This window comes from Kribbella sp. NBC_00889 (genome assembly GCF_045207705.1).
Lineage (GTDB): Bacteria > Actinomycetota > Actinomycetes > Propionibacteriales > Kribbellaceae > Kribbella.
In genome coordinates this window covers 6,460,081-6,486,422 of record NZ_CP108783.1, presented here as the reverse complement: position 1 = coordinate 6,486,422, position 26,342 = coordinate 6,460,081, and the positions used below count along the sequence as shown (strand labels likewise).

Here is a 26,342-nt window from a genome sequence, read left to right as displayed (position 1 = left end):
GACAGCGGCGGTGCCGGTATTGCGGATGATCGGGAGGAAGCGGCGTGTGCCGCACTGCGCCGTGGGTGACGCCAGCAACTGACGTGCCGATGCTGGCTGCGGGTGCGCACGTGCTGGCTCTGTCAGCTGGTTCCCAGGCGTCTAGCCTGTCGCACATCGAGTGACGGAATGTCTCGGGCATCTGTTGACGGATCACAAAGTGTGGACCGACATGCTACGCGAGGAGGAACGCGCGCTGGCCCCATGCCAGCCGAAGGCTTGCGGCGCTGGTTTGGCCGAGGGGCTCCTGCTCAGTCAGGCGGGTGACAGTCCGCTGGTCAAAGGGTAGGCCGCGGACCGACTTGCGTTCGTCTAGCTCGGCAACGATCTCTCCCTCGGCGTTGGTGAAAACCATGTCCTTGAAGAGTCTGTCGAAGACGTCGCTGTCGATGACAACAGCTGTCGAGATGACGGCGTTTAGGCTGAGCGCGTCGAGAATGACTCCGAGCAGGAATGGGCGGAGCTTGCCCTCGCTGCGGGCTCGCGTCATGTCTCGATAGAAAGGCCAGATCTCGTAATCGACGGGCACGCCGGCGCTGCCGTCATGTTCCGGGTGTCCCAACATTTCCTCGCTGTACTCCCGCACCACGTTGCGCCAGAGATCGAGGTCCTGCTCGATGCTCAACGGCGAGATGCTGGCCGGCTGGAACTCGCCCGACGGCAGGAGACTGTAGTGGCGGCCATTTGTGACCTGCACCGGGTTACGGCGTAGCAGGAAGAACGCTCCCTCTCCTGTCGCCACATCCCTTCGGATCGTCAATGTCGCAATGCCGGGATTGACTGCCCTGTTCGCAAAGTCGAAGGGATCGCGGAGGAGTGCTCGATATGGGAGGTTCGCCCAGTTCAGGCCGCCCGCCAGGTCTGCCTGGGCGGCCTCGTGGCTCACAGGCTCGGCGACATCGAGTTTGTCGAAGAAGGTCGAAAGCCCAAATGACATTCTGACTGACTGGTCATCCCAGGCGAGGTCGAGTAGGCGGTAGCTGTGACGGTTCTCGAATAGCTTGGGCGGCTGCACGTAGCGTATGGCGCTCGTATAGCTCGCGAACGCATGGCCTGGCGCACGGAGGGGCAGCGTGGGAAGGGTCTCGGCTTCCCGGCCCGTGAGTCTCGGAGGGTTCGCCTGCGGCTCCCAACGCAACGTCACAGCATCGAACGACAATGGTCTGGCTGGCAGCCAAGTTGGCAGCGCTAGCGCTGGAACGTCAGTCATGCGGAATTGCGGGTCGTACAGCTCGGCGGCGCGGCGAGCGACCTGCCAGCCGTTGTCGATCAGGTATCGCCGAACATCTCTCCAAGACGCTTGGCTCGCCTCGATCACCTGGTCACCTGTTGGAGGTCCGTTGGGCGGCGCCGGCCGGCCCGCCATCCCCGCCGTTTCTACCGAGTTCTCGTCCGGTCGAATCCTCGCCAAGAGGCCGCCGAATCGTTGCTGGACATCCTCGCTAGCTTGTGAAAGCGCAGTGTCGAGAGCTTCCTGCATCGTCGGTGAGAGTCGTGTGTCCGGGCGGGACTCCCAGTACGCCACCGTTCGCACGCTGGCTCCGAGATAGCTCGCGAACGCCTCGTTCGTGAGCCGGAGCGAAGCCCGAAGAGCGGATGCTCGGCGGCCAGTCCACACGTCCACGACCACCACTCGGAGTCTCCCTCACATGGCTTGGGTGGGTCGGCTTGCATACTCGTTGCGCTGCCGTTGCATCACCTTCGCATGTTCCACTCGTCTTCGCTCGATTTCACTAGTTGGCATGACGACAAGACATGCGAATGGGGCGCCATGTCCAGTCATTCGGTGCGTTGGCTCGCGGCGTCCTCTAACGCTGCGACGCGCACCGTCAGTCTCTCCACCGCAACTCTCAAGCTCTCTAGGTCGGCTGGCTCCTTGGCGGCGGCGGCCGTTACGAACACCCCGCGACCCTGCTGGGACGAGACCGCGCCCTCCAACCGAAGCACGTCAATCGCCTTCCGAACGGTCATTATCGCGACGCCGAACTGCTCGCTCAGATCGTGTCCGGCCGGCAGCCGGTCGCCGGGCCGAAGCGTGCCGTTCCTGATCAGATCGCGAAGGCGGTCTGCAACCTGCACGTACGCGGGCCGCGGATCGGCGTTGTCCACCTGCATACACAGATCCTAACTGTCCTAGCCAGCTAAGCGACTGAACCTAAGTGAACCTTGGCAACACAAGTTAACTAGCTTAGACTAGATAAGCTAGTTCAATCATCACGAAGGGAAGCACTCCAATGCACCAGCAGAGTGGCGACCACCCGAACGCGAAACTCCTCAGCATCGCGGAGTTCGCGCAAGTGGTCGGCATGTCGCAGATGACCATCTATCGCTTGATTTCCGCCGGCCAGATGCCCGCCGTCCGTATTGGCAAGCGGCTGTTTGTTCCCGGCCGGGTCATAGACGACCTCAGTGCAGCCGCGCTCGCCTCCGGCGGCACGGTGTCGGTCGCCGATTGGCGGGAGGGTCAGCCGTGACCGGACTACGCGAGATCGGCCGCGAAATCGCCCTTCGGAACGCCTTGCGTAAGCGCGCATCTGGCGTACCGACCTACACGATCCCTGAGGCGGCGTCGCTTTGCAGCGTATCGCCGGAGCACCTCTACCGACTGGTTCGGGCTGGCGCCTTTCCCGCTGTACGCATGCGGCGCGGCTCGGAACAGGGCCGCTACGTGATTCCCGCGAAGGCGGTGGAGCAGCTGCTCGACGCAGCCACCGAAAGCTCGGAGCCGGTCGAGATTTCGGACTGGACGTCTTCTTGGGATGCCTCCCGTGCACCAGCAGGCGGTGCGGCATGACCAGAACTCCTCAGAAACCCGGCCCTGCCGCAGGCGCCAACCAGGACAGGGCCGGTTCTCCCTTCACTCAGCTACGAGTTCGAGAGGTCTACAGCATGACTGACGCAGTACAGAGCGGCATGGAGTGGGTACCGCGGTTTGGGATGTTGGAGGTTCCGCGGCAGCGCGCGGAGCTGATCCGTGGGTTGTTCGAGTTGGCGGCGTGGGTGGCGGATCACCCGGAGCTGCCGGTGCCGGCGGTGAGGGCCGTGGTCTGGCCGTCGAGCCGGAACGCGAACTTTTCGGCGGCTTGCAGCAAGGTCGACCAGGTCGGTGCCGCGCTCGGTGTTCAGCCCGAGTTGCGCGGCGGGCACTACGACGTGAGCACGGAATTCGGTCCCGTCGAGATCACGTCGTTCGCGATCTCGAGCGAGACGATGGCCGCGCACACCGCACACATGTCGTACGCGGAAAACGTACAGCCCGAGCCGATCGCGGCTGAGGCGACGGGTGGTGCGCGATGAGCGAGAACGTACGGCTCGATCTGGCCTGGCGGATGCACGACTCGGCCGCGGGTGCTGTCGACCGGGCTGACACGAAGGCTGGTTTCGCTGCGACGGTCGAGACCGCGCTGGCTGCGGTTGTCCTGTCCCTGGTGTCGCAGTCCCACGGCGCGCCTCTGGCCGCCCGGGTCCTGTTCGGTGTCGCGCTGGCCGCGCTCGCGGTGGCGCTGGGCTCTGCGTTGCTGGTGGTCGTGCCGAGGCTGCACCGTCCGGGCTGCAAGCTCGTCGCGGGGGAGTTCCTGTACTTCGGCGCGGTCCGTCTGCGGTCGATCCGTGAGCTGCGCCAGCACATCGACCCCGAGGTGTACGGCGAGTTGGTCGCCGAGCCGTGGGAGGCCGTCAGCCACCACGCCAAGCGGCTGGCCGACATTGCCTGGGCCAAGCATCGCTGGCTGCGGATCTCGTTCGCGGCAGCGACCGGCGGTGTGCTCTTGGCGGTGGCCGGGGTGCTGATCGGGGGTGCGCGATGATGCGCCGGCCGACCCGAACTGAGGGTGTGATGGTGCCGTGGTTCACGGCGCTGATGGTGACGCTGACGGGCGCCGGGGCGGCGGCAGTCGTGTGGGGCGAGAGCCCGGCGCTGATCGAGGTCGGTGGCTGGGTGCTGGCGACCGGGGTGGTCGGTCTGGTGACCGTCGGCCTGTTGTTCTGGCGGCTGATGCACGGCGTACTCATCGCCGCACCGTTGTGGATTCTGCTGGCCGGGTTCCTCGGTCTGCGCCTGCAGGCGCCGGGCGGCGCGGCGGGTTGGCTGATCGGTGCCGGAGCCCTGCTGCTGGTGACGCTGGGCATGGTGGCGGTTAACCAGTCGGTGGGTGCCGGTCTCTCGCTGGCGATGTGGCTGGCCTACACCGGCCTGCTGCTCCGCGCGCTACCGGAGTCTGTGCAGGGGTCACGGCACTGGTGGCTGTTGTTGCTGGCGGCAACGGCGGTGCTGTTCTTGACGGCCGGGTTCGCGCTGCGGTCGCGGTCCAGCTCGCGTGGCCTGCTGCGCCGCTTGGGCCGCGCGGGCCGGGTTACTGACGGGCTGGCGTCGGCGTGGGATGTGCACCGCAACGCTTCGGCGCGGATGCTGCGCCGCAAGGCCAAGCAGGTCCGGCCGTCGCTCGCTTCGGTGCCGGCGTGGAAGCGGCGGTTCGTGCCGCTGACCGAGCTGGGTACGACGGTCGCCACGGTCGGCTGGGTCAGGGTCCGCTCCAGCGCGGAGGACCACACATTGACGGTGGCCGGGCCGCGCGCGGGCAAGACCGGCCTCGTGATGGGGCACCTGCTCGACGCCCCGGGCGCGGCGATCGTGACGTCGACCAAGACCGACGTCCTCGACATCACCCGTACCCTGCGCGGCAGGCGCGGCCCGGTGTGGGTGTTCGACCCCGACGGGCTCACGTCGGATGGGTCCACGATCACGTTCGATCCGTTGATTGGTTGCAGTGACCCGTCGGTGGCGATGGACCGCGCCTCGGACCTGCTCGACGGGGTCGGCGCCAAGTCCGATGACGCCGAGCACTGGCTGAACCTGGCCCGCCAGGCGCTGACCGCGCTGATGCACGCGGCCGCTCTCGGCCGTTACACGATGGCCGACGTGCAGCGCTGGGTCGCTCACCCCGACTCCGGCAAGGACGACGTGCTGTGGGAGCTGCGGGTTGCGAACGCGGTCGGGTTCGAGCAGCAGGCCATGCAGTTCTTCGACAACAACGAGCGCACCCGCTCGAGCATCTCCACGACGATTATGCCCGCCCTGTCCTGGTTGTCGGTTCCGGCCGCAGCGGCTGCGGCGGCGCCTGGTGGGGTGGCGTTCGATGTGGAGCGGCTGCTGGCCGAGACCGGCACGGTGTATCTGCTGGGCGCGGAGGACAAGAAGACCGCGCCGCTGGTCACTGCGTTGACGGCGCACATCGCCCGGTCGGCGCGCGCGATCGCGGTCAAGAGCTCGGGGCGCCGGTTGGAGCCGCAGCTGACGATGGTGCTGGACGAGGCTGCGTTGATCTGCCTGATCCCGCTCGATCGGTGGACCGGTGACTTCGGGTCCCGCGGGATCACGCTGCACATCGTGGCGCAGTCGCGGGCGCAGCTGCGGGAGCGGTTCGGTGAGGCCGCGACCGGTTCGCTGATGACGAACGTGACTACGAAGATCGTGCTGGCCGGCACCGCCGACGACGACGATCTGCAGTTTTGGTCCACGCTGTGCGGCGAGCGGCTGGAGCAGACCGCGACCAAGGACCGCACCACCGGCGGGGTGTCGATCAGCGACCGGCACGTGCCGGTCCTGACCCCGGGGCAGATCGCGCAGCTGCGCGCCGGGCAGGCGCTGATCATCACCCGCGGCATGCCGCCCGCGATCGGGCGGGTCAAGATGGCTTGGAAGCGCCGCGACCTGCGCAGGGAACGGTTCCACAACCGCCCAGCAGTGCAGTGGACCAGCCGCCAGCTGGCCGCGCTCGAGAACCGGACCGGCGCCCGGCTGCTCGTCGATGCCGCCTGGCTGCGCGACCAGTTGCTCGCGACCCTCGAAAGGGCAGCCACATCTCGCCGCCGCGTCACGGCCGGCGTCGTACAGCGTCTGGCACGCGGTCTCGACGTGGCGGTGACGTGGCTGGAGGCCACCGACCCGGCCCGCGAACTGATCGCCCGTCTTCGCCTGGCCGGCGCGATGCGCAAGGCCCGCAGCGCGCTGGCCTCCCGCGACACGACCCGCACCGCACCGCGCGAGCTCGTCGGACGTCAGGACGAGGCCGACCGGCGGGAGGCGAACCGGTGACGGTCGAGTTCTTCCTCGGGACACATCAGCCGGGCTGGCTACGGACCAGCAGCGTGCCGCTGTTCGTGTCGGATCGGAGGCTGCGCGCCTACAAGACGTTGCCGACAGCAATGGCGCGGTGGGCGCTGGACTCCGGGGGTTTCACGGAGCTGTCAACTCATGGGTCGTGGGATCACGGGCCGACTCCGCGCGCGTACGCGGCCAGGGTCCGCCGCTACCGCGACGAGATCGGCCAGCTCGCGTGGGCAGCGCCGCAAGACTGGATGTGCGAGCCCTGGATCCTGTCCAAGACGGGGCTGAGCCTGCGCGAACACCAGGTCCGCACGGTCGACAACTACCTGCTGCTGCGATCGATCGCGCCGGAACTCCCGTTCGTGCCGGTGCTGCAAGGCTGGCGCCTCGAGGACTACCTCGCCTGCGCCAGCCTCTACACCGACGCCGGCGTCGACCTGTCCGCTGCGCCCGTTGTCGGCCTTGGCTCGGTGTGCCGCCGCCAGGCGACCGGTGAAGCCGTCGCCATCATCGGCGCGCTCCGTGCCGCCGGGATCACCCGACTGCACGGATTCGGTTTCAAGGTCCTGGGACTGCGCCGCTGCGGACACGCCCTCACATCGGCGGACTCCATGGCGTGGTCGATCGAGGCACGCCGGACCGCTCCGCTTCCCGGCTGCCGACACAAGAACTGCGCGAACTGCCACACCTACGCCCAGCTGTGGCGACACCGCGTCCTCGCCTCGATCCCACCACACGAACCGCTGACCCTGTTCGACGCCCCCTACGGCGAGCGGAACGAGAGGGGAGTGGCCTGATGCGCTACGACGACGACAAGGACCCCGGCACCGCGGCGCTCGCGGCCGTCGCTGGCCTGGCCCGCTCGGTCGAGGCCTTGACCCGGGACGTGGCTGCGATGAAGACCGGTCTTCAGCAGACCGCCTCCAAGACCGCCGTAGCGCGGCTCAGCGACACCGTGGCATCGCTGGGCACCACGGTCGCCTCGTTCGAGGACCTCCTTACCCGGGTCACCGCCAAACCCAACAGCCGTGGCAAGGGCACAGGTTCCAGCGACGTCGAGCCGGTGTCGTGGCTGCGGCTGCCCGAGGACGACGAGTCCGCGGTACAGGCGGTGCTGAGCGAGCTGCTGCCGTGGATGGAATCCACCTACCTGCGCTACGCCACGAGCGCGGAGTCGCTGCCGCCGTGCTGGCTGTGGCACCCCGAGATCGTCGAGGAACTGCTGTGGCTGATGGACGCCTGGACCGGCGCCTACCACGGCCCGGAGGCGTCGAACAAGCTCGTCGGTGACTGGCACGACCGCCAGCGGCCCGGCGTGGCCCGCCGCATCGGCGAGTACGCCCCGAGCTGTGACGTGCTCAAGCACCGCGACCCCGCCGGGCAGCCCGCCGTGGTCGTGCCGCTCGCGGCCGACGCGGACGAGTTCGTGACCTGGTGGACCACCAACCGCGACGCCAACGGCCCGGCGCCGACCGCTGAGCAGATCAAGGCCGGCCGCCCCCGCGGCGGCCTGACCGCCGTACCCGACACCGCTGGAGGACAGCGATGACCACCCACCTGATCAACCTGCCCGACCTGTTCCACCCGGGCGCGGTGACCTGGCCAGTGATCGCCGCCGGCGCCACCGCCCTGCTGATCCTCGGCGCGACCGTGACGGCGCTGGTCTGGGCGACCCGCCGCGCCTTCCGGGGTGTGAGTGCCGCGGTCCAGGCCGGGCGGCTGACGACCCGGCGGGTGCTGATCGTGGTCGCGATCGTCGCCGCGCTCGGCGTCGCCGGGATCGGCGGTGCACGGTCGTTCAGCGCGGTGTCGGACAAGTTCGACAGCAACCTGGTGCCGTTGGTTGCCGACGGCATGATCGTGGCCTGCACCGCCCTGCGCCTGGCCGCGTTGACGCGCGGGTGGCGCATCCCGGGCGCGCTGGTCACGACGTACGTGTTCATCGGCGGCACGGTGTGGCTGAACATCGACACCGCCCACGGCATCGCCGACGCCGTCGCGCACGCGCTCGCGCCGCTGGCCTACGCGGTGCTGGTCGAGATGCTCGCCCACCTGCTGCGGCTGCACATGAAACTTGCCCAGCCCGCCAAGCCGCGGCTGTCGGCGCTGACCTGGTTCACCTCCCCGGTGATCACCACCCGGGTGTGGCTGCACCTGTCCCGGACCGGCACCGACGACCCGGCCGAGGCTCGGGCGCTCGTGCAGCAGGTCGTGCGGATGGCGTCCCGGCTGGCGACGCTGTGCCCCAGCCACAAACTGTGGCCCTACGACGCCGCCCGCGCCGCCCGGACCGCGTGCCTGCACACCATCCGCGACGGACTCCTGTCGGCCCGCCAGCTCGCGGGCCTGCTGCCGGCGGGCGGGCGCCTCACCCCAGGCGAGCTACTGGCGCTGGTCGATTCCGCCGCACTCGGCATGACCGACACCAGCCACCCGGATCAGGCTTCCGGCGGGACCGCGGCACCGGCCAACGGTGCGGCCGATGGTGCACCGCTGTGGCTGGTCGCGTTCCTGCTCGGTGCACTGCGTACCGACGCGACGACTGCACCGGTGCACCACGCGAGCCGCACCGCACCGGCCGCACCGGTGCACAACGACACCCCGACCGGTGCACCCGCACCAGTGCACGCACCGCACCGCACCGACGGCGCGACCGCGGACACCGGCGAGACGCCTGAGGCCGCACCGCGCAAGGGATCGGGTCCTTCCGATGTCGAACTGCTCGACGCGGTGGTGCGGCACGCGGCCGAGCACGGCGGTGCGCCGCTCGGGCAGCGCGAGATCCGCCGCGCCACCGAAGAGGCCTTCGGACGGCCGGTCGGCTTCGGCCGGGCCAAGCGCCTCCAGGAACTCGCCGGATGGGCCGAGCCCACCACCACCGACAGCGCCGACACCCCGGAGCCGGTCCCGCAGGTCCATGGACAACTCCAGCTCGTCACCGAGCCCGGCGAAAACACCCCCGAGCACGACAACAACGACGAGACCACGAAGTCCACCGAACTCGAAACGAGCAGCAGCCGATGAGCACCAAGCACAAGAACACAGCAGGCAGCAGCAAGACCATCAACGAACCCGCAGCGCCGATGACCGAACCGACGATCCAGCAGTCGCCAGCAGGCAGCAGCAAGACCAAAGAACTCAGATCACACCCATGCATCACGATCAAGTGGAGCCTCAACTCCGCTTCACGTCGTCGTATCGGCTTGCCGCCGACGGCGGCCGTCGGCGCTGCCGCGCCGGGCGTTGTGGGGGGTGTGGCATGGCGGTGATGAGCACGCGCAGCGGGCACCGGGCCGACTATCTGACCGGCCAGGTGGCCACGGGCCGGGAGAACTACTACACCGGAGCGGTTGCAGCCGGCGAGCCGCCCGGACGCTGGTTCGGCAAGGGCGCCGAAGCGCTCGGCCTGACTGGTGAGGTCGACAACCAGGACATGACCGCGCTGTACGAGCGGTTCATCGACCCGCGCGGCGACGCGTTCCGCGACCCGGCACGGTGGGACGAGGCCGCGACGCTAGGCCACACCGGCCGCAACTACAAGACCGAGGAACAGGTGTACGCCGATGCACTGGCCAAGGAGCCCGGTGCGGACGCGGAGCGGCGGGCCGAACTGCGTGCACTGGCTGGCAAGTCGGTGCGCAAGAACGTCGCGTTCCACGATGCGACGTTCTCGGTGCAGAAGTCGGTGACGGTGCTGCACACCGCGTTCGAAGCCCAGGAAGTGCAGGCCCTCGGTGCGGCCGTGGCCGCCCGCGGTGCACTGGAGCAGGCGCACCGCACCGGGGACGCCGGTGCAGTGCACCGATACAGCCAGGCGGTGCACCGCGCCGAGACCGAGGCCGCGTCGTGGGGCCAGTACCGCCAAGCGGTCGAGGACGCGATCTGGGCGGGGAACAACGCGGCCTTGACCTACTTGCAGGACAAGGCGGGATACACCCGCGTCGGCCACCACGGCGGGGTCGCCGGGCGGTGGGCCGACACCCACGACTGGACGATCGCGTCGTTCTTCCAGCACGACTCTCGCGAGCACGACCCGCAGCTGCACATCCACAACGCGATCCTCAACCGCGTCCAGGGGCCTGACGGGAAGTGGCGCACCATCGACGGTGAGGCGCTGCACCGCTACGACGCCACCGCCGGCACTGTGGGTGAACGCGTGATGGAGCACCACTTGTCGAAGGCGCTCGGTGTCCGGTTCGAGACCCGGCCGGACGGCAAGTCCCGCGAGATCGTCGGGATCGACCAACCCGTGATGGACCTGTTCAGCTCCCGGCGGCGCGCGATCACCAAGCGGACCGCCGTGACGGTGCGCGAGTTCGAGAAGAAGTTCGGCCAGGAACCGAACAACCTCCAACTCGCCCGCCTCCAGCAGGAGGCCACGCTGTTCACCCGCAAGGCCAAGTCCCACGACGGCGAGACCGTCGAGGAGCGGTTGCAGCGGTGGGATCACCAGCTCCGTGCCGAGGTCCGCGGGGGACTCGGGAAGGTCGCCCACGACGTCCTCGCGACCACCGGCGCGGCGGCGCCGGTGACCACGTTCAACGAGACCAAGGTGATCGAGACCGCGCTCGAGACGGTGCAGTCCAAGCGTGCAGGCTGGCAGGCGGCTGACCTGACCCGTGAGATCAGCAACGCTCTGCCCGACAACCTCGGCGACCGGACGCCGAGCGAGATCGTGGAACTGCTCGACGGGCTCACCACCAAGGCGCTGCGCCACGCACAGGTCCTGGACGCGCAGCGCCCGGGCGAGGCGATCCTGCCGCCCGAGCTGCGACTGAACAGTGGACACTCGGCCTACCACGCGCCCGGCGGTACCCGGTATGCCACCCGTGACCATTTGCAGGCCGAGAACCTCCTCGCGCAGGCCGGATACGCCCGGGGCGCGGCGCTGATGATGCCGCCACAGGCCGAGACGTTTTGCCGGCAGCTCGAGGAGGCGGGACTGGCCCTCGGCGAGGACCAGGAGGAGGCCGTACGCGGCATCCTCACCTCTGGTGCGCGGGTCGAGACGCTGATCGGCCCGGCCGGCACGGGCAAGTCCCGCGTGGTCGGTGCCCTGGCGAAGGCGTGGGAAGACCCGGAGTTGTGGTTCGGCAAGCAGCAGCGCGCGATCGGTCTCGCGGCGTCCCAGGTCGCCACCGACGTCTTGGCCGCCGACGGTGTCACGGCCAAGAACATCACCCGCTGGCTGGTGACGCAGCAGCGGATCACTGACGGCACGGCGTCTCGAGCGGACCAGGCGTGGAAGCTGCGCGACGGGGACCTCGTGGTCGTGGACGAGTCCGCGATGGCCTCGACCGCTGATCTGGCGGCGATCCACCGTCTGTGTGACGACGCGGGCGCCAAGCTTCTGCTGGTCGGCGACCACCGTCAGCTCGCCGCAGTTGGCGCCGCGGGAGGCATGGAACTGGTCGCCTCGGGCGCGCTCACCCATGAGCTGACCGAGACCCGCAGGTTCCAGGCCGGGTGGGAAGGTCCCGCGTCGCTGCGGCTGCGCGCCGGTGATCAGACCGCGCTGGCCGAGTACCACAAGCAGGGCCGCATCCTCGACGGTGGAACCATCGAGCGCGCCCAGCGCACCGCGGCAGATGCGTGGCTGGCCGACCACCTCAACGGCCTGCACACGCTGCTGATCGTGGACACCAACGACCAGGCCGCACAAGTCAGTGCGCAGCTGCGCGCCAAACTCGTGGAGTACGGCCGCGTCGATGACACGAACACGATCCAGCTCGCCGCGCAAGGAACTCACGCCGGGGTCGGTGACCTGATCCAGGCACGCCACAACGACTGGCGGCTGGCCAGCCACAAGGGCAATAAGCGCGCGGTGTTCAACCGCGACAACTTCCAAGTGGTCGACACCCGCGCCGACGGGTCGCTGCTGGTCGCGCCGCTCGCCCGCGACACCGGCCAGCCGGTCCCAGACGAGACCGTCGAGCTGCCCGCGGCCTACGTCCGCGAGCACGTCACCCTCGCCTACGCCGCGACCGTCCACGCGTCGCAGGGCCTCACCGTGGACACGGTGCACGCGGTGACCACCCAGAACACCGCCCTCTACGCGTTGTATGTCGCGATGAGCCGGGGCCGGGTCGCGAACACGACCCACGTCGTTACCCAAGCAGTCGCGGCGACGGCCGAGGTCGGCGAGACCAAGCAGGCCATGAAGCGGTCACCGCTGGCCGTGCTCGGTTCCGCGTTCGACCTGGAACAGCCGCAGATCTCGGCATTGCAAGCACAGGCCGAGGCTGCCGCCGAAGCCGGGCACCTGCGGACACCGGCCGAACTGCTCGCCGACGGCATCGCGGTCGCGACCGCCGGGCGCTGCGCGCGGTGGCTCGATGAACTGACCGAGCAAGGTCTGCTGACCGAGCAGGAACGGACCATGCTTGCCGTCGAGGACGGCGCCGGCACGCTGGACACGCTGCTGCGGCGCGCCGAGCTGGCCGGGCACGACCCGCGGCAAGTCCTCACCGAAGCAGTCACCGCCCGGACATTGACCGACGCACGGCGTGTGTCCTATGTCCTGCACGACCGGATCACCAAGACCACCCGGCTCGACCCAGTCGGAGACAACCACGCCGCTTGGGTGCCCCGCCTGGACGAGGCGGGCTGGGCGGGCTACCTGCAGCACCTGGCCGCAGAAGCCGACCGGCGCGCCCTGACCATGGCCGAGCAGCTCGCCGCCGACCCGCCCCAATGGGCAGTCCAAGGACTCGGCCCGGTTCCAGCCGATGCCGAGAGCCGCGCCGAATGGGTCGAGCGGGCCGCCGTCGTCGTCGCTCACCGCGAGGTCGCCGGAATGACCGCGCATGACTCCGCTCTCGGACCCGCGCCGAAGCCGGGGCAGGTCGAGGCCTACGCGGCGTGGCGGGCCGCGTGGCGTGTGCTCGGCCGACCGGACACCGACCGAGCCGAGACCGAAATGTCCAACGGGCAGCTCCGGGTCCGTGTCCGTGCCTACGAACGCGAACAAGCCTGGGCGCCGCCATCGGTGTCCGAAGAGCTCGCCGGAACCCGGCAACAGGCCGGCGACCAGCGACGCACAGCGACACTGCGCGCCGCTGAAGCCGACGCCACCACCGACCCGGACACCGCCGCCCGGCTGCGCGCCGAGGCCGGCCAGGCCAAGGCCCTCGCGCACGCACTCGACGCACGCGCCACCGAACTGACCGTCGTCGACCAGGCTCGCGCCGAGTGGTACGCCCACACCGCCGCAACCCGCGAGGCAGCACGCCGAGCCGCCGCCGAGCTCAAAGACCGCGGAATCGACAACACCGACAACGGCCACACCACCGACGAGTGGCTCGCCGACCACCGCGCCCACGACCGTGCCGAGGACGACCAGCGCGAGGTGATCAGCGAGCACGAGCTGGCCGATGTCGCACAGCAGCGCGAGACCGACACCGTCGAGGCGGTGCCGAAAGATGAGCTCGTGGAGGTCGAACTGCTCAACGGCCAGCTCACCAGTGCGGTCGAGGAGCCACTGCACGGGGCAGTGGACGAGATCCCCGGCGCCGCGCGCGGTGTCGCTGCAAACACCGATGTCGACGGCACCTCCCACGAGGCGAACAAGAACACTGAGCTTGTTCGGGAGGCACAGGCGCCGGCCGACATTCGCGAGGTCACGGCGACGGAGGAACGGGCGGTGGAGGCGGACACCCCGCGGGTGCCGTCGGCCGAAGAGTCGGCCGAGGCGGTCCGTCGCGCACAGCGCGCGCTGATCGAGATTCAGCACCGCCGCGCTGCCGAAGACGCCCACGCGGCGAGCGAGGCGACCGAGCGGGAAGAGGAACTCGCCCGGTGGCACGGCGACGACACCCATCCCGCCGCGCCCCGGCAGGCAACGAACCGGATCGAGCAAGCCGAGGACGACTCATTCGGCCTGCACCACTAACGCAGCGCAGCAACACAGTGAAGGTGGACGACTCACGCCGCGGCCTGCGACGAGCAAGCCATTGAGAACATGCCCCGCCAGGTAGCCGCGTACGGCAGCTGACCGCCCGGGCAGAGGCCGGATGACGTAAGAGCATCCCGGGCTCCGCCCGGGCGAAAGCCCTTCTGGGGCTGGGGTTGGTGGGCGGCTAGCGGACCAGGTCCCCTCCACCCAAGTTGGTTCCGGGAGTTCTCACCTGGAGGACAAACCGCGTCCACCAGCTGACAACGACCGGAACCAACTTGGGCGGAGCCTCTGACCCGGCCCGCTGTGCGGCAGTAGCCGGCAGGCCCCAAAGAACGGGGCTGCCGCCAACACAAGCCCACCAGCGACCAGGGAGCCACCCCAGATGCCGGACACCACCACCGCCGCTGAGCACCGCGACACCACACCGATCGCGCAGCCGTACCGCGACGGCATGTTCATCAGCACCTGCGGCTGCGGCGCCGACTTCCGCGGCCGCGACGGAGACGAAGCCGACTACCTGCTGGTCGAGCACATCCACAGCGCCACCGACACCGCGAACTGACCACCGAGCCCGGGGAGGGCCGTGGTGAAGGACCACGCGCCCACGGCGCCTCCCCGCACCAACCACGAGAAGGGGTTGAGACAAGCGATGACGCTGACGATGACTGACCTGTTCTGCGGGGCTGGGGGATCGAGCACCGGTGCGGTGCAGGTGCCGGGGGTGACGGTGAAGCTGGCCGCGAACCACTGGGACCTGGCCGTTGAGACGCACAACAGCAACCACCCGGCCACCGATCACGACTGTGCGGACCTGTCCCAGGTCGAGCCGCGCCGCTACCCGCGCACGAACGTGTTGTGGGCGTCGCCGGAGTGCACGAACCACTCCCAGGCCAAGGGCAAGAAGCGCAACGTGGACGCGATGCCGGACCTGTTCGGGGACACGCTGCCGGACGAGGCGGCCGAGCGGTCGCGGGCGACGATGTGGGATGTGGTGCGGTTTGCCGAGCACCACCGCTACGACGCGATCGTCGTGGAGAACGTGGTGGATGCGGCGCTGTGGGTGCTGTGGCCGGCGTGGCGCTCGGGCCTGGACGCGCTCGGCTACTGCGTGCACGTGGTCTACCTGAACAGCATGCATGCGCAGGCCGGTGGACTTCCGGCGCCGCAGTCGCGCGACCGGCTGTACGTCGTGGCACACCTGCGCACGTCGGTCTGCCCGGATCTGAACCGGTGGACCCGGCCGAAGGCGTGGTGCGAGGGCTGCGGGCAGCTGGTGCGGGCGATGCAGGCATGGAAGAAGCCTGAGCGGACCTGGGGCCGCTACCGCGCTCAGTACGTGTGGCGCTGTCCGAACGTGGCCTGCCGCAACCAGGTCGTGGAGCCAGGGTGGCTTCCGGCGGCGGCGGCGATCGACTGGAGCCTGACCGGGGTACGGATTGGGGACCGGGCTCGGCCGCTGGCCGACAAGACCATGGCCCGCATCTGCGCCGGACTCGCCCGCTACGTGAAGCCCGAGCTGTTGGTGCCGGTCGAGGGCCGCGACGGCAAGACCGCCGCTCCGCTGTCGGAGGCGATGCGCACCATGACGACCCGCAACGAGACCGGGCTGCTGGTCCCGGCGGGCGGCACCTGGAACGAGACCGCAACGGCGCTGGCAGAGGTGATGCGGACCAGGACCACGCGCGAGTCCGAGGCGCTGGTAGTGCCGCTGCGCAACAACAACACGACCAAGCGCGCGACCGACCCGTTCGACACGTTCGCTGCCGCAGGCAACCACCACGGCCTGCTGATGCCCTACTACGGCAACGCCACCAGCCGCGCCACGAGCGAGCCGCACGGCACGTTCACCACCCGCGACCGCTACGCGCTCGTCATGCGCAACAACGGCACCCGCTCCACCGGTGCAGAGATGTGCACACCCGCGACCGAGACGCTGCGGACCCTCACCAGCGCGGGACACCAGTCGGTGCTGGAGCCGCAGACCGTCGCGGTCGAGGACTGCCTGTTCCGGATGCTGGAGCCGCACGAGGTCGCGGCCGGGATGGCGTTCACCAGCGGCTATCTGGTGCTTGGCAACAAGCGCGAGAAGGTCCGTCAGCTCGGCAACGCCGTCACCCCACCCGCCGCACGCGACCTCATCGCCGCCGTCGCCGAATCCCTCGGACACGACCTCAACGACCTGAACGCCGCCTGACCGGACCGCAGTCGGCCGGACCTCGGTGGAAGGTCCGGCCCCTCGGCCGCCCGGCCGCTGACACGTAACCGTCAACCAAAGGGAGATCCCATGATGCTGTCCGTACCCCCGAACGACAACGACCCGTACCTGGCCGAGTTGCCGCCGATCGTGGTCCTGACCCGACGATTCGACCACCAACGCGGCGGCGACTGGCCCGGGAACCGTGGCCTGGTCATCGAGGCCCGCCGCCACAGCGACGACAATCGCGTCTTCTCGCTGGGCTTGCCACCTGTGTGGGTCACTGACGGGATCGACGTGGAGATGGACGAAGGCCGCTGGCCGGCCGACGAGTTCCTCGCCTGGATCGACGCCGTACGACCCCACCTCATCGAGGCCGCCGCCCGCGCGACCGCGGTCAAGAACGCAGCCACCGACACGAGCAGGAGCGAGTGAACCGATGACGATCAAGGTCAGGCTGTCCGGAGAACCCGACGAAATCACCCGCCTCGTGGACCACCTGCGCGACCACTTCGAGGTCGCGGGCAGCGACCGTGCCTACCCCAACCGCGGCTCCTTCGGCGTCCGCGTCTACCTCGAACTGCGTGAACCCGTCGACCCCGACGGAACGCGGCGAGTCCATAGCGAACGCGTCAATCCCCACCCCAAGCAGGTCGAACCGTGAACACCACCCGCACGGCGCGGCGTACACGGGCAGTGACCGACACCGATCACCAGCTGCTCAGCCGGGCAGCGCACTGGCATGCCGATCACGGATTCGCGGTCTTCCCCCTGATGCCCGGCCGGAAGGTGCCGGCCGTTGAGAAGAACTGGGAAGCAGCAGCCACCACCAACCACCTCGCGATCGCCCGCACCTGGCGTCAAGCCCCCTACAACATCGGAGTGGCCGCCGGACCCTCCGGTCTCCTCGTCATCGATCTCGACCAACCCAAAACCCCCACCGACCTGGCACCCGAACCATGGTGTACCCAGGGAGCGACCAGCGGCGCCGACGTCCTCGCACTCCTCACCCTCGCCCGCGCGACCGACATGCCCGGCACCTATACCGTCACCACACCCACCGGAGGACAGCACCTCTACTACCGCCAGACCGACAGAGGCCAGCTCGGCAATAGCGCCGGGCGCCTCGGATGGAGGATCGACACTCGCGGGCACGGCGGATACATCGTCGGCGCCGGATCGACCACGCCGCACGGCCGCTACCTCGCCACCCGCCTCAGCCCGCCGCAATCGCTGCCGAACTGGATCGTCGAGCAACTCGACACGAGTACGCCATACCCGCAGCCGCCCCGCAGCACTGCCGAGATGAAGAACACCGCCGCCTACGCCGCCGCCGCCCTGGCCGGCGAACTCGAGAAGGTCCTCGCAGCACCCACCGGCCAACGCAACGACACCCTCAACCGCGCCGCCTTCGCCCTCGGCCAACTCACCGGCGCCCACCTGCTCGCCGAAGCAATCGCAACCGACGAACTCCTGACCGCCGCCGCTCGCATCGGCCTACCCCACACCGAAGCCGAACGCACCATCACCTCAGGACTCACCGCGGGCGCACGCCACCCCCGGCAACAACCGGCATGACCCGCCGTGGAGAAAGGGCCTCATGAAGCCACGCACGGCTCTTGAGGCCCTCTTCCAAATCGGCGAGGCACGGCGGGATCATCCAGCCTGCGCCTCTCCCGCCTCAATCGGCGGCACACCCGACCGACGCCAGATCCACGCAAGGGTCAAGAAGACGCCCTCCACATACCCCGGCCGCCCTGGCCACTCCCACCGCCCGACAAGCCGCTCGGCAAGCAGCGTCTCCTCCTCAATCAGCTCCTCGATCGCCCATTCAGCCTTCCCACTGAGCGGAGTCCTCGCCAGCTCACCGTGACGCCCACCAACAGGCTCGTCATACGTGATCGCGGCGTTCGCGATCCATCGACAGGCCGCCAAGACGCCAGCGAGTGCCCAATCAACCTGATCCGCGACTCGCAACACGTCATCTCGCCGCTCCGCCTCAACCCATAGCTCGGCAAAGTCCACGACCCTCACGCCACGAAGATGCTCGCGGCGGATTCGGTCCAGATCACGGCCCATGAGCTTCATGCCACAACACGATCCCAGCAGACACCGACATTAATGATGGGCAGGCTCTCGGGCGCCGTGGCTCGTCCGCCGACTGTCGCCCTGCTGGGTTGACTGCAAATTGGTCCGTCCGGTGCTCGGGAGTTCCGTCGCCGGCCGGGCGGCATGACCTAATAAGAGCCTGGCAAAGCCTCATTAATGTCTTGTCTGCCGCCCGGCCGGCGTCGACCTGTCCGATCGACACGGAAGGCAAGACCCATCATGACAGTGACTGCTGCTGCCGCGGACACGGTGACCGGAGGCGTTGACACCCACGCCGACACGATCCACGTCGCGGCGGTTGACCAGGTCGGCCGCGAACTAGGTGATCGTGAGTTCGGCACCACCCCGGACGGTTACCGGGCCGCGCTGGCGTTCCTGGCGACGTTCGGGACGCTGGTGGTGATCGGGATCGAGGGCACCAGTTCCTACGGCGCCGGGCTGACTCGGGCCGCCCAGGCCGCGGGGATCGAGGTCCGCGAAGTCACCCGCCCGGATCGTGCCCGGCGCCGGATGCGTGGCAAGTCCGATCCTCTGGACGCCTATCAGGCCGCTCATGCGGTGCTGGCCGGCCGCGCCGACGCGGCCGCCAAGACCGAGCAGGTCGAGGCGATCCGTGCCCTGCACATCGTCCGCCGGTCCGCGGTCAAGGCACGTACCGCCGCGATGAACCAGATCCATCACATGCTCATCACGGCTCCCGTCGTGCTGCGGGAGAAATACCGGCCGCTGCGTGACCAGCCACTGGTCGACGCGCTGGCCGGCTGCCGACCAGCCCACCACCGCGACTCCATCGTCCGGGCCGTGCTGACCGCGTTGAAGGCGCTGGCCCAGCGTCACCGCTTCCTCAGCCGGCAGGTCGCCGAACTCGACCAGCAGCTCAAGGATCTCACCCGGGCAGCCAACCCTCACCTGCTCTCGCTGCGCGGGGTCGGGCCGGCCACCGCGGCACAACTGCTCGTCACCGCCGGCGCGAACCCTGACCGGCTGCGCAGCGAAAGCTCCTTCGCCGCCTTGTGCGGCGCCGCCCCGGTCCCGGCTTCGTCGGGCAAAACCACCCGCTACCGGCTCTCACGTGGCGGCGACCGGGCCGCCAACCACGCACTCCACACCATCGCCTTGGTCCGAATGACCTGCGACCCACGCACCCGCGACTACGTCCGGGCCCACCGCGCCAAGGGCCGCGACACCGCAGAAATCCTCCGCCGCCTCAAACGAGCCCTCGCCCGTGAGATCTTCCGATCCCTCACCCAAGGCCAGGCCGCGCCCGAGCTCGCCGACCTCCGCCCCACCCGGCAAGCCAAAAACATCACCCTCGCCGCGGCCGCCCAGGCGATGAACACCTACATCACCAAAATCACCCGCACCGAACTCGGCACGTTCCCCGACTACGAACTCGCCCACCGCTACCGCGCCTGGCTCAACACGGCTTGACACCAATAGGAGCATCACTTTCCACAGCGCCGACGAGCTCAAATAGCGGCCCGGCGGCGCGCGCATGCCCTTGCACAGCCTCGCACCTGACTGGTCGCTTGAGCGGCGGATCGGGCCGTATTCTCAGTGTGTTCGGTTATGGGGTGATCATCCGAGCTGGGGAGGATCCGCGTGGGGTGGGTACATTGCGCTGCTTGCTGTCTGCGTTTGACGCTAAAGAAGAACGGCACTCTGCCGAAGCACTACACCGACAAAACCGGCTGGCTTATCTCTCGAGCCCAGACGGCATGCAAAGCGTCCGGGACCACACGCTTCACGCCACAAGCCGAGGTCCGATGGAAATGTCAGCGGCCTCGCAGCAGGCAGACCTGCCCGTGTTGCGGCCAGGCGCCGTTGACGCTGAACAACAACGGCAAGTTTCCGAAGCATCGGGCACCGAACGGTCGATCGTGCGCCATGTCAGAAGCCAATTAGGACAGGTCGCCTGAATGATCAGGCAGGCGGGCAGGTCCGGTTGCGCCATCACCTCAGGCCGGCGATCCGCAGGCGCTCGTAGACCACTCGAAAGACCTCAGGTCTGCACATGTGACTTCCAGGCCGCGCCGCGGTCCTGCTCGGTCGCCGTGCCCGCAGATACAACGCGAGATGATCCGACCGGAACCAGTACCGACCGCGCGCGTCACGGTCACACGGAAGACGACCGGATCTGGCGAGCCTCTGCACCGTGCGGTGGGGACCCCGAGCATCCCTGCCGCCGTCGCAAGGTTCAGCTGCCCGGCTCGGCCCGCCGGGCTGGCCGGCCGTCTTCCAGGACCGGCAGTGGTGGTTCGACCCCGACCGGATCGAGATGATCCGCCGCGCGCGCCACGACCGCGTGTTCGCCCGGACGCTCCGGCGCCCCGGCGGTCCACCGCAGTGAGGGCTCCGGTCAGTCGATCGGGTTCGGGTGACAGTTCCGCCCCTCCCGCCAGACCCAGACGAGCCCCGACACCGGCCGCTCGTACGACAGCGGCCAGCCGGCCGGATCGCCGACCGTGCGATGCATCCGCTGCCGAAGACTCGAAGCGTCTGCATGCGATATCAATGCAGGCATGCCCAGAGTCTTCCTCGTCCGCCATGGCGAACCCGGCCACCCCCAGATCGACGCGGAAGGCTGGTGGGGTCCCGCCCGCGACTGGGCACCACTTACAGACAAGGGCATCGAGCAGGCCAAGGCCGTTGGCCGAGAGCTCCGCCGGGTGGGGGCCCACCGCATCGTGGCTTCCCCGATGACTCGAGCGCTACAAACGGCGAGTCTCATCGCCGCGGAGACCCGCATCCCGCTGACAGCCGTCGAGATTGACCTCCGCGAATGGCTAGTGGACTCCACACTGTCCTGGCGGGGACTGAGCGATGTCGATGCCTAGGTCAGCGACTTCGAACAGTGCCAAGGCGAGTGGCCAGCCGGAGAGACCCGAACCTGGGAACCCCTCTCTTCCCTACGCGAACGGGCACTCCGCGCACTACGAAGACAAGCCACCGGCCACTCCGACCCCTTCATCGCCGTCTGCCATGCAGGCGTCATCCGAGCCCTAACCGGCGACGCGAACACCGAACACTGCGGCATCCGAGTACTTGAAGACCTGCCCTAACAGAACCGACGACCCACGCCCCAGCGCTCACTTCGACATGCAGAGAAGCCGAGATTTCACACGGTCGCAAACCGCCGCGACCACGTCGACGACACCGTCCACAACGCAACCCTGCTGGTCACACGGCCAAAGTCGGAATCCGAGCTTAAGGGAATCTATGTTCTAGTGGCTCAAGTGACTGACGCTGACTGTCAAGGCTGCGGTGCGCGTGACACTCGGTACAGGTCGACCTGGCATGTCGGAAATGTCGGTGGTGGTAGATACAGTCGGTGTCGACAACAAACCAGTCTGGTCCACACGGGGAACTGCTCAAGAGAACTCAGGGACCGTCGAGGAGGAGTTACGATGGAGACCCTGAGCGCAGAGTTCGAGTTCGCCGTCAGCAACGTCACTATCCATGGCGAGAAGCAGCAGCGCGCCAAAGCGGCTCACACGGAGGTGCGTGAACTGCTAGAGGCCGACCGGCAGCTGCGTGACTGGGGTATTGACACGATCTTGATCGGCTCCTACGCCCGGCTGACGGCGCGCTTCCCCGGCAAGGACGTCGACGTGTTCCTGCGGTTCAAGAACCTTTCTGTACGCCACGACCCCGCGCGGATTTACGAGCAGGTGAAGCGGGTCCTCGTCGCCCACTACGGGCTCAAGGACCAGGACTCCGGCGGGCGGGTCACCGAGCAGGCGCGGAGCCTCAAGATCGACTTCGAGGACTCCGGCGTTCCGGAGGAGTTAGCGTTCAGCGTGGACGCGGTCCCGGCCGTCCCGTGGCGGGAGCACTGGGGAATCCCGAACCGGAACCGCGACCGCTGGGACGAGGAGGACCGCCGCTGGGTCAAGACCAGCCCGGTTGAGTTCGCGGACCGCACCAAAACCTTGGCCACGGCCGCGTCGACACCGGCCGTCGGCAACCGGTCGGCCTACAGGCCGACCGTGCGCCTGCTGCGTCAGGTCCGCCACGTGCACCTCGGCGAGAACAGGCCGGGCGGCCTCTACACGGAGATCGCGGCTTACTACGCGTGGTCGGACGGGCGGGTGACCGGGTCGTCGTGGGCCGAACTGCTCGCCGGTTCCCTCGGTGCGGTCGCGGATGAGTTCGATCTGGCTGGCACGGACGGCATGCTCGATCCCGTTCTCGGGACGCAACTGAAGCCCGCGCTGTACCGCGACCAGTGGGGATCGGGAGCCGCCAAGTTCCGTGAACTCGCTGGTCTGGCGAAGGAGGCGCTCGACGCCGACAGGTGCCAGGCGGCCAAGTTGTGGCGGGACATCCTAGGTACGAACGACCGGGGCCAGGTGCTCCCATTGCCGGACGGCTGCGACGCGAACGGCTTCGCTATCGCCGGCATCGCCGCGGTCGAGGCCGTCGGGAGCAACCAGCCGCGCGGCTTCGCGTGATGGCGTTCGAGACCTTCGATACCGGCGGTTTCGAGCGGTTCTGCTCTGGCCTCGTGGCCGCCGGGTTCAGCCCGGTCCGTGACACCGACCTCAAGACGTGGACGGGACCGATCCGCGAGTCCCTCAAGCCGCTGACCGATCGGGAGCGGATGCAGGTGGTCTTCTACGACGGATGGCCAGTGCGGTATGCCCACGTGAACGTCGAGAGCCTGAAGGCGCCGCACGTCTACCACGGATTCATCTGCCTGTGGGCCGACGACGACCCTGCTCAGGTCGAAGGACGCAACCTTGAGGCGCTCTGGGCCCGGGTCGACGCGTGGGCGGAGGCGGCGCGGGCCGGCTTCGACGTTGCCGACCAGGCGCTCGACTCGTACCTGCTATTCGACGGGGCGAGCGGCTACCGTCTCGAACTCCCGCTCGGCGACCTGCTTCGTGGCGCCTCCAACGGCACGATCATCGATCTCACGGCCCACCTCCGGAAGATCCTGTTCCAGGTGGGGGTCGAGCGAGACACGCCGACGTTCACGGGGGTCCTGTACAACCGCCGCAGGATCATCAGCCCACCCCTTGACCTTGCCCAGTTTCGAGACGCCCTCGCCCACCGCCAACGCGAACACCTCGAGAGGGGACTTGCGGCCCGGCAAGACGCGGACATCAAGACGCCGAGCGGTGGACTCGACTTCGCCGTGCTGACCTGGCCCAGGTTCGATGGACAAATCGACGCCATCGCGCTCGGCTTCTCTGGGCACGGCGCTGAGGTCCTGGCCGAGGCTCACGCCGCCTTCCCGTCCGACTCCGCCGCCCGCATGCGACGCGCCGGCCCCGATGCCTACTTGCTCACCGGCAAACGCGTCCTGGTGGCCGGGCTGGGATCGATCGGAGGGAGCGTGGCACTGCTGCTGGCAGAGAGCGGCGTCGCGCACATCAAGGGCTACGACTCGGATACCCTCATGACCGCCAACCTCGTCCGACACGTCGCCGGCGAGTATTCGGTTGGATACAACAAGGCCGTCGGCGTTAGCGTCAAGATCGACGATCACGCGCCTTGGTGCGACGTCGATATCGTGACCAAGGACCTACCGTTCGCGCCGGCCGAGCTCGCGGACAACGTGCGAGGTTTCGACCTGGTCGTCGACTGCACCGGGTCGGCACCGATGACCGCCGCGCTCAGCATCGTGTGCGCTCAGGAACGCGTACCCCTCATCACCGGCGCCCTGTTCCACCAAGGAGCCCTCCTGCGGATCCGACGCCAAGCGGAGAACGACACCCCTATCTCCGCCCGCGACAAGTCGATCGACTACCTGACCCTTCCGCCGGACGACACCCAGCCTGCGGGCGCGTTCCTCGAACTCGGCTGCACCGCGCTCGTGAACAGCGCCCCTCCTTGGGCGGCTCAGCGGGCCGCCGCGGACATCGTGGCTGGGGTCATCGACCAACTACTGGGGCACCGTCTGCTACCGGACGAGCAGGTCGCAGTCTTGCGGCCTCTGGCAGCTGCGCCCTTCGACGTAATCGGTCCCGTGACAGCGTGACGGGCGCCCGGCCAGAACTTCTCATCGCCGAGAGCGCGATCGACCAGTTGAAGCGAGCGGCCAGCCTCTCCCACCCGCTCGAGACAGGCGGCATCCTCGTCGGTGTCCGTGCCGACCAGCAGCCGTGGGCGACCATGGCCATCGAACTGCGCACCTCCAGCCGCGGACGAGCCCACTACCACCTCGCCGGCGGAGCGACCCAGCCCGCCGTACTGAGCACGCGAGCGATCGACCCGCGACTCGGGTACATCGGGGACTGGCACTCACATCCAGCAGACGTGCCGCCGAGCAGGACGGACCTCGCCACCCTCCGGCTCATCTCCTACCTGCACCCCCGCCTGCCGAATCCGACACTGCTCGTGCTCCGGCGCACGTTCGAAGACGAGTACGACCTTGACGCCCGGCGTATCACCGCCGTCAACCCCGCGCGTTGTGCGATCAGGATCACGGGTGATCTGCCGAGACCCACCCACGACTCGATGGAGCCAAATGACTGACCGCCAACGCCGTGCCATGCCGCGGCCCACCGGGGTGCGCATCGCTGGCGACCGGTACCAGTGGCTACACGCCTGGCGGCTCTGTATGCGCGTCCTCAACGAGCAGCGGACCCACAACACCCTGAATCCCGGAACAGCGGTCGGCGTCGAAGCCGACGATGCCGGGAACCTCGACGACATCATCTACTACCGCGCCGCACCACCGAACGACTATGCGCAGGTCAAGTACGCCGTCGACGCGCGCACTCCGGTCAACCTGGAATACCTGACCAGCAACGACCTGCTCAAGAAGCTCGTCTCTAGTCACCGCCACCTCGCCCGCAACGGTGACCGTCTCCGGGTTGTGCTGATCACGAATCGTGCCATCGACCCCGCCGACCTCCTTCTTCGCGACCGCGACGCACGAGACGGACGGCTCGTACCCCGTGCCGCACAAGGCAGCCCGAAGTCCGACCGCGGCCTCGCCCGCAAGGCCTGGGCCGAAACAGCGGGCGTCACCGAAACGGAATTGCTCGCCTTCTTCCAAGACTTCTACCTCGAAACGTCCCAGGATAGGGAGAGCCTCCGACGCGAGGTCAGCCTGCTCATGACCGCGAACGGACTACAGTCCGATGACAGGGCGATCGACGCCGCGGCCGACTGGGTCGCCAGGCAGGTGGAAGATGGTCACCAGCGCCTTTCCCTCGACGATATTGAGAACGCCACCACCATGCTGAGCCTCCGCGCGGGAACCCCCTGGACACCCGTCTCCATTGCCACGCTCAGCCACGACCCACTGGCCGATCAGGCCCAGTACGCCCTGGACTGGGTGGACCGGATGGATGGCGACGACGCCTTCATCAAGGTCGCGCCCAAGCCCCCGTCCACATGGGAACAACTGGCCAGTGACATCGAGCAGATCCCGGGCCACCTCGCAGGACATCGCCGACTCCTGCTCACCGGGACGATGCGACAGGCCACCGGCTTCAAGGCAGGGACAGTCCTCCGACGGGTCCTGGGCTACGAGGTCGGCATCAGACAGGGCGACCAACTCTGGTCCAGCGACGTCACCACGGCGGCCCTGGTGCCGACCCACCACCACCGAGATCTCGGACTCGGCGATGACCCCGCACTGGTCGTCTCGGTGACCACCGACGCGACCGACGCAGTGGTCAACTGGATCGAACGAACAGGCATTGCTGTCGGGACGGTTCACACCGCGCTGCCAGAGGGAGGACAGGTCGGTCCGGGGTCCGTGCCAGATCCCGAAGCAGCCAGTGCTCTCGCGGTCGGCATCCGCGACGTTGCACGGCAGATCGCGGTCCCTACAGGAACTCTCCATGTCTTTCTCGCGGGACCCCTAGGCCTCGCGGTGATCCTTGGACATCACTGGAACCGAGTCATGCCAACCGCAGTCTACGAGCATCTCGGCACGACGGAGTATGTACAGGCCTTCCGCATCTCGGCGTAGCGCGGCGTCCGCCGCGAGCCGTCGTGGCGCTCGCAATTGTGTCCTCCACTCGGCAGCTTCTGGC

General features: G+C 68.4%; 26 protein-coding genes. 22 read left to right on the top strand and 4 right to left on the bottom strand.

Annotated features, from left to right (window positions below):
* Window positions 1-214: 214 nt before the first annotated feature.
* On the bottom strand, window positions 215-1,357 hold the full coding sequence (locus OG817_RS31710) for a hypothetical protein (protein WP_406048313.1): 1,143 nt from the start codon (window positions 1,355-1,357) through the stop codon (window positions 215-217).
* A 461-nt stretch (window positions 1,358-1,818) separates the two neighbouring features.
* Window positions 1,819-2,154, bottom strand: a complete 336-nt coding sequence (locus OG817_RS31705; RefSeq protein ID WP_406048312.1) for a GntR family transcriptional regulator — start codon at window positions 2,152-2,154, stop codon at window positions 1,819-1,821.
* A gap of 119 nt (window positions 2,155-2,273) precedes the next feature.
* On the opposite strand from OG817_RS31705, the gene OG817_RS31700 reads away from it, so the two are divergent.
* The 15 genes from OG817_RS31700 to OG817_RS31630 all read left to right on the top strand — a co-directional run bounded on the left by OG817_RS31700 (window position 2,274) and on the right by OG817_RS31630 (window position 17,814).
* Entirely contained in the window at window positions 2,274-2,513 is a 240-nt protein-coding gene (locus OG817_RS31700; RefSeq protein ID WP_406048310.1) for a helix-turn-helix domain-containing protein, read from the top strand.
* A complete protein-coding gene (locus tag OG817_RS31695; protein ID WP_406048309.1) occupies window positions 2,510-2,833 on the top strand; it encodes a helix-turn-helix domain-containing protein in 324 nt (107 codons plus the stop codon). The genes OG817_RS31700 and OG817_RS31695 overlap by 4 nt, the downstream gene beginning before the upstream one ends.
* Before the next feature lie 95 nt (window positions 2,834-2,928).
* Window positions 2,929-3,336 (top strand): hypothetical protein, encoded by a 408-nt coding sequence (locus OG817_RS31690; protein ID WP_406048308.1) that lies wholly within the window; start codon window positions 2,929-2,931, stop codon window positions 3,334-3,336.
* Entirely contained in the window at window positions 3,333-3,845 is a 513-nt protein-coding gene (locus OG817_RS31685; RefSeq protein WP_406048307.1) for a Pycsar system effector family protein, read from the top strand. Before OG817_RS31690 ends, OG817_RS31685 begins: the two co-directional genes overlap by 4 nt.
* Window positions 3,846-3,877: 32 nt before the next feature.
* Window positions 3,878-6,133, top strand: coding sequence for a type IV secretory system conjugative DNA transfer family protein (locus OG817_RS31680; RefSeq protein ID WP_406048306.1), 2,256 nt, complete (start codon window positions 3,878-3,880; stop codon window positions 6,131-6,133).
* Window positions 6,130-6,942: a hypothetical protein gene (locus OG817_RS31675; RefSeq protein WP_406048305.1), complete on the top strand. Its 813-nt coding sequence runs from the start codon at window positions 6,130-6,132 to the stop codon at window positions 6,940-6,942. The genes OG817_RS31680 and OG817_RS31675 overlap by 4 nt, the downstream gene beginning before the upstream one ends.
* A complete protein-coding gene (locus OG817_RS31670; RefSeq protein ID WP_406048303.1) occupies window positions 6,942-7,694 on the top strand; it encodes a hypothetical protein in 753 nt (250 codons plus the stop codon). The genes OG817_RS31675 and OG817_RS31670 overlap by 1 nt, the downstream gene beginning before the upstream one ends.
* The gene (locus OG817_RS31665) at window positions 7,691-9,169 is read left to right on the top strand and encodes a DUF2637 domain-containing protein (protein WP_406048301.1); all 1,479 of its coding nucleotides are present in this window, start codon (window positions 7,691-7,693) and stop codon (window positions 9,167-9,169) included. Before OG817_RS31670 ends, OG817_RS31665 begins: the two co-directional genes overlap by 4 nt.
* The gene (locus OG817_RS31660; RefSeq protein WP_406048300.1) at window positions 9,166-9,414 is read left to right on the top strand and encodes a hypothetical protein; all 249 of its coding nucleotides are present in this window, start codon (window positions 9,166-9,168) and stop codon (window positions 9,412-9,414) included. The genes OG817_RS31665 and OG817_RS31660 overlap by 4 nt, the downstream gene beginning before the upstream one ends.
* Window positions 9,414-14,036 carry a MobF family relaxase gene (gene mobF / locus OG817_RS31655; protein WP_406048299.1) on the top strand — a complete coding sequence of 1,541 codons (4,623 nt, stop codon included), beginning with the start codon at window positions 9,414-9,416 and terminating at the stop codon, window positions 14,034-14,036. The genes OG817_RS31660 and mobF overlap by 1 nt, the downstream gene beginning before the upstream one ends.
* 388 nt (window positions 14,037-14,424) lie before the next feature.
* Window positions 14,425-14,604, top strand: coding sequence for a hypothetical protein (locus tag OG817_RS31650; RefSeq protein ID WP_406048297.1), 180 nt, complete (start codon window positions 14,425-14,427; stop codon window positions 14,602-14,604).
* Between the two features lie 24 nt (window positions 14,605-14,628).
* On the top strand, window positions 14,629-16,236 hold the full coding sequence (locus OG817_RS31645; RefSeq protein WP_406048296.1) for a DNA cytosine methyltransferase: 1,608 nt from the start codon (window positions 14,629-14,631) through the stop codon (window positions 16,234-16,236).
* A 90-nt stretch (window positions 16,237-16,326) separates the two neighbouring features.
* A complete protein-coding gene (locus OG817_RS31640) occupies window positions 16,327-16,671 on the top strand; it encodes a hypothetical protein (protein WP_406048295.1) in 345 nt (114 codons plus the stop codon).
* Window positions 16,672-16,675: 4 nt separating this feature from the next.
* Window positions 16,676-16,900, top strand: coding sequence for a DUF3970 family protein (locus OG817_RS31635; RefSeq protein WP_406048294.1), 225 nt, complete (start codon window positions 16,676-16,678; stop codon window positions 16,898-16,900).
* Entirely contained in the window at window positions 16,897-17,814 is a 918-nt protein-coding gene (locus OG817_RS31630; protein ID WP_406048293.1) for a bifunctional DNA primase/polymerase, read from the top strand. The genes OG817_RS31635 and OG817_RS31630 overlap by 4 nt, the downstream gene beginning before the upstream one ends.
* Window positions 17,815-17,892: 78 nt before the next feature.
* On the opposite strand, the gene OG817_RS31625 is transcribed toward OG817_RS31630, so the two are convergent.
* Window positions 17,893-18,324 carry a hypothetical protein gene (locus tag OG817_RS31625; protein WP_406048292.1) on the bottom strand — a complete coding sequence of 144 codons (432 nt, stop codon included), beginning with the start codon at window positions 18,322-18,324 and terminating at the stop codon, window positions 17,893-17,895.
* Window positions 18,325-18,564: 240 nt separating this feature from the next.
* On the opposite strand from OG817_RS31625, the gene OG817_RS31620 reads away from it, so the two are divergent.
* Window positions 18,565-19,776: an IS110 family transposase gene (locus OG817_RS31620; RefSeq protein ID WP_406048291.1), complete on the top strand. Its 1,212-nt coding sequence runs from the start codon at window positions 18,565-18,567 to the stop codon at window positions 19,774-19,776.
* A gap of 724 nt (window positions 19,777-20,500) precedes the next feature.
* Complete coding sequence (locus OG817_RS31615) at window positions 20,501-20,695, top strand: hypothetical protein (RefSeq protein WP_406048290.1); 195 nt, start codon at window positions 20,501-20,503, stop codon at window positions 20,693-20,695.
* Between the two features lie 9 nt (window positions 20,696-20,704).
* Here the strand turns inward: OG817_RS31615 and OG817_RS31610 are convergent, their stop codons facing one another.
* The gene (locus OG817_RS31610; protein ID WP_406048288.1) at window positions 20,705-20,869 is read right to left on the bottom strand and encodes a hypothetical protein; all 165 of its coding nucleotides are present in this window, start codon (window positions 20,867-20,869) and stop codon (window positions 20,705-20,707) included.
* Here OG817_RS31610 and OG817_RS31605 point away from each other — a divergent pair.
* The 5 genes from OG817_RS31605 to OG817_RS31585 all read left to right on the top strand — a co-directional run bounded on the left by OG817_RS31605 (window position 20,868) and on the right by OG817_RS31585 (window position 26,278).
* Entirely contained in the window at window positions 20,868-21,182 is a 315-nt protein-coding gene (locus tag OG817_RS31605; protein WP_406048287.1) for a histidine phosphatase family protein, read from the top strand. The genes OG817_RS31610 and OG817_RS31605 overlap by 2 nt on opposite strands.
* Window positions 21,183-21,752: 570 nt before the next feature.
* On the top strand, window positions 21,753-22,799 hold the full coding sequence (locus OG817_RS31600; protein ID WP_406048286.1) for an SMODS domain-containing nucleotidyltransferase: 1,047 nt from the start codon (window positions 21,753-21,755) through the stop codon (window positions 22,797-22,799).
* Window positions 22,799-24,331 (top strand): ThiF family adenylyltransferase, encoded by a 1,533-nt coding sequence (locus tag OG817_RS31595; protein WP_406048284.1) that lies wholly within the window; start codon window positions 22,799-22,801, stop codon window positions 24,329-24,331. Before OG817_RS31600 ends, OG817_RS31595 begins: the two co-directional genes overlap by 1 nt.
* Complete coding sequence (locus OG817_RS31590) at window positions 24,328-24,828, top strand: Mov34/MPN/PAD-1 family protein (protein WP_406048282.1); 501 nt, start codon at window positions 24,328-24,330, stop codon at window positions 24,826-24,828. The genes OG817_RS31595 and OG817_RS31590 overlap by 4 nt, the downstream gene beginning before the upstream one ends.
* Window positions 24,821-26,278 carry an SAVED domain-containing protein gene (locus OG817_RS31585; RefSeq protein ID WP_406048281.1) on the top strand — a complete coding sequence of 486 codons (1,458 nt, stop codon included), beginning with the start codon at window positions 24,821-24,823 and terminating at the stop codon, window positions 26,276-26,278. Before OG817_RS31590 ends, OG817_RS31585 begins: the two co-directional genes overlap by 8 nt.
* The last annotated feature ends 64 nt before the right edge of the window (window positions 26,279-26,342 follow it).

Coding starts and splice junctions, on each gene's coding strand:
- OG817_RS31665 (WP_406048301.1), top strand. CDS start 7,691: ATGACCACCCACCTGATCAACCTGCCCGACCTGTTCCACCCGGGCGCG.
- OG817_RS31620 (WP_406048291.1), top strand. CDS start 18,565: ATGACAGTGACTGCTGCTGCCGCGGACACGGTGACCGGAGGCGTTGAC.
- OG817_RS31705 (WP_406048312.1), bottom strand. CDS start 2,154: ATGCAGGTGGACAACGCCGATCCGCGGCCCGCGTACGTGCAGGTTGCA.
- OG817_RS31670 (WP_406048303.1), top strand. CDS start 6,942: ATGCGCTACGACGACGACAAGGACCCCGGCACCGCGGCGCTCGCGGCC.
- OG817_RS31610 (WP_406048288.1), bottom strand. CDS start 20,869: ATGCCTGCATTGATATCGCATGCAGACGCTTCGAGTCTTCGGCAGCGG.
- OG817_RS31585 (WP_406048281.1), top strand. CDS start 24,821: ATGACTGACCGCCAACGCCGTGCCATGCCGCGGCCCACCGGGGTGCGC.
- OG817_RS31625 (WP_406048292.1), bottom strand. CDS start 18,324: ATGAAGCTCATGGGCCGTGATCTGGACCGAATCCGCCGCGAGCATCTT.
- OG817_RS31685 (WP_406048307.1), top strand. CDS start 3,333: ATGAGCGAGAACGTACGGCTCGATCTGGCCTGGCGGATGCACGACTCG.
- OG817_RS31640 (WP_406048295.1), top strand. CDS start 16,327: ATGATGCTGTCCGTACCCCCGAACGACAACGACCCGTACCTGGCCGAG.
- OG817_RS31595 (WP_406048284.1), top strand. CDS start 22,799: ATGGCGTTCGAGACCTTCGATACCGGCGGTTTCGAGCGGTTCTGCTCT.
- OG817_RS31650 (WP_406048297.1), top strand. CDS start 14,425: ATGCCGGACACCACCACCGCCGCTGAGCACCGCGACACCACACCGATC.
- OG817_RS31700 (WP_406048310.1), top strand. CDS start 2,274: ATGCACCAGCAGAGTGGCGACCACCCGAACGCGAAACTCCTCAGCATC.
- OG817_RS31635 (WP_406048294.1), top strand. CDS start 16,676: ATGACGATCAAGGTCAGGCTGTCCGGAGAACCCGACGAAATCACCCGC.
- OG817_RS31690 (WP_406048308.1), top strand. CDS start 2,929: ATGACTGACGCAGTACAGAGCGGCATGGAGTGGGTACCGCGGTTTGGG.
- OG817_RS31605 (WP_406048287.1), top strand. CDS start 20,868: ATGCCCAGAGTCTTCCTCGTCCGCCATGGCGAACCCGGCCACCCCCAG.
- OG817_RS31600 (WP_406048286.1), top strand. CDS start 21,753: ATGGAGACCCTGAGCGCAGAGTTCGAGTTCGCCGTCAGCAACGTCACT.
- OG817_RS31660 (WP_406048300.1), top strand. CDS start 9,166: ATGAGCACCAAGCACAAGAACACAGCAGGCAGCAGCAAGACCATCAAC.
- mobF (WP_406048299.1), top strand. CDS start 9,414: ATGAGCACGCGCAGCGGGCACCGGGCCGACTATCTGACCGGCCAGGTG.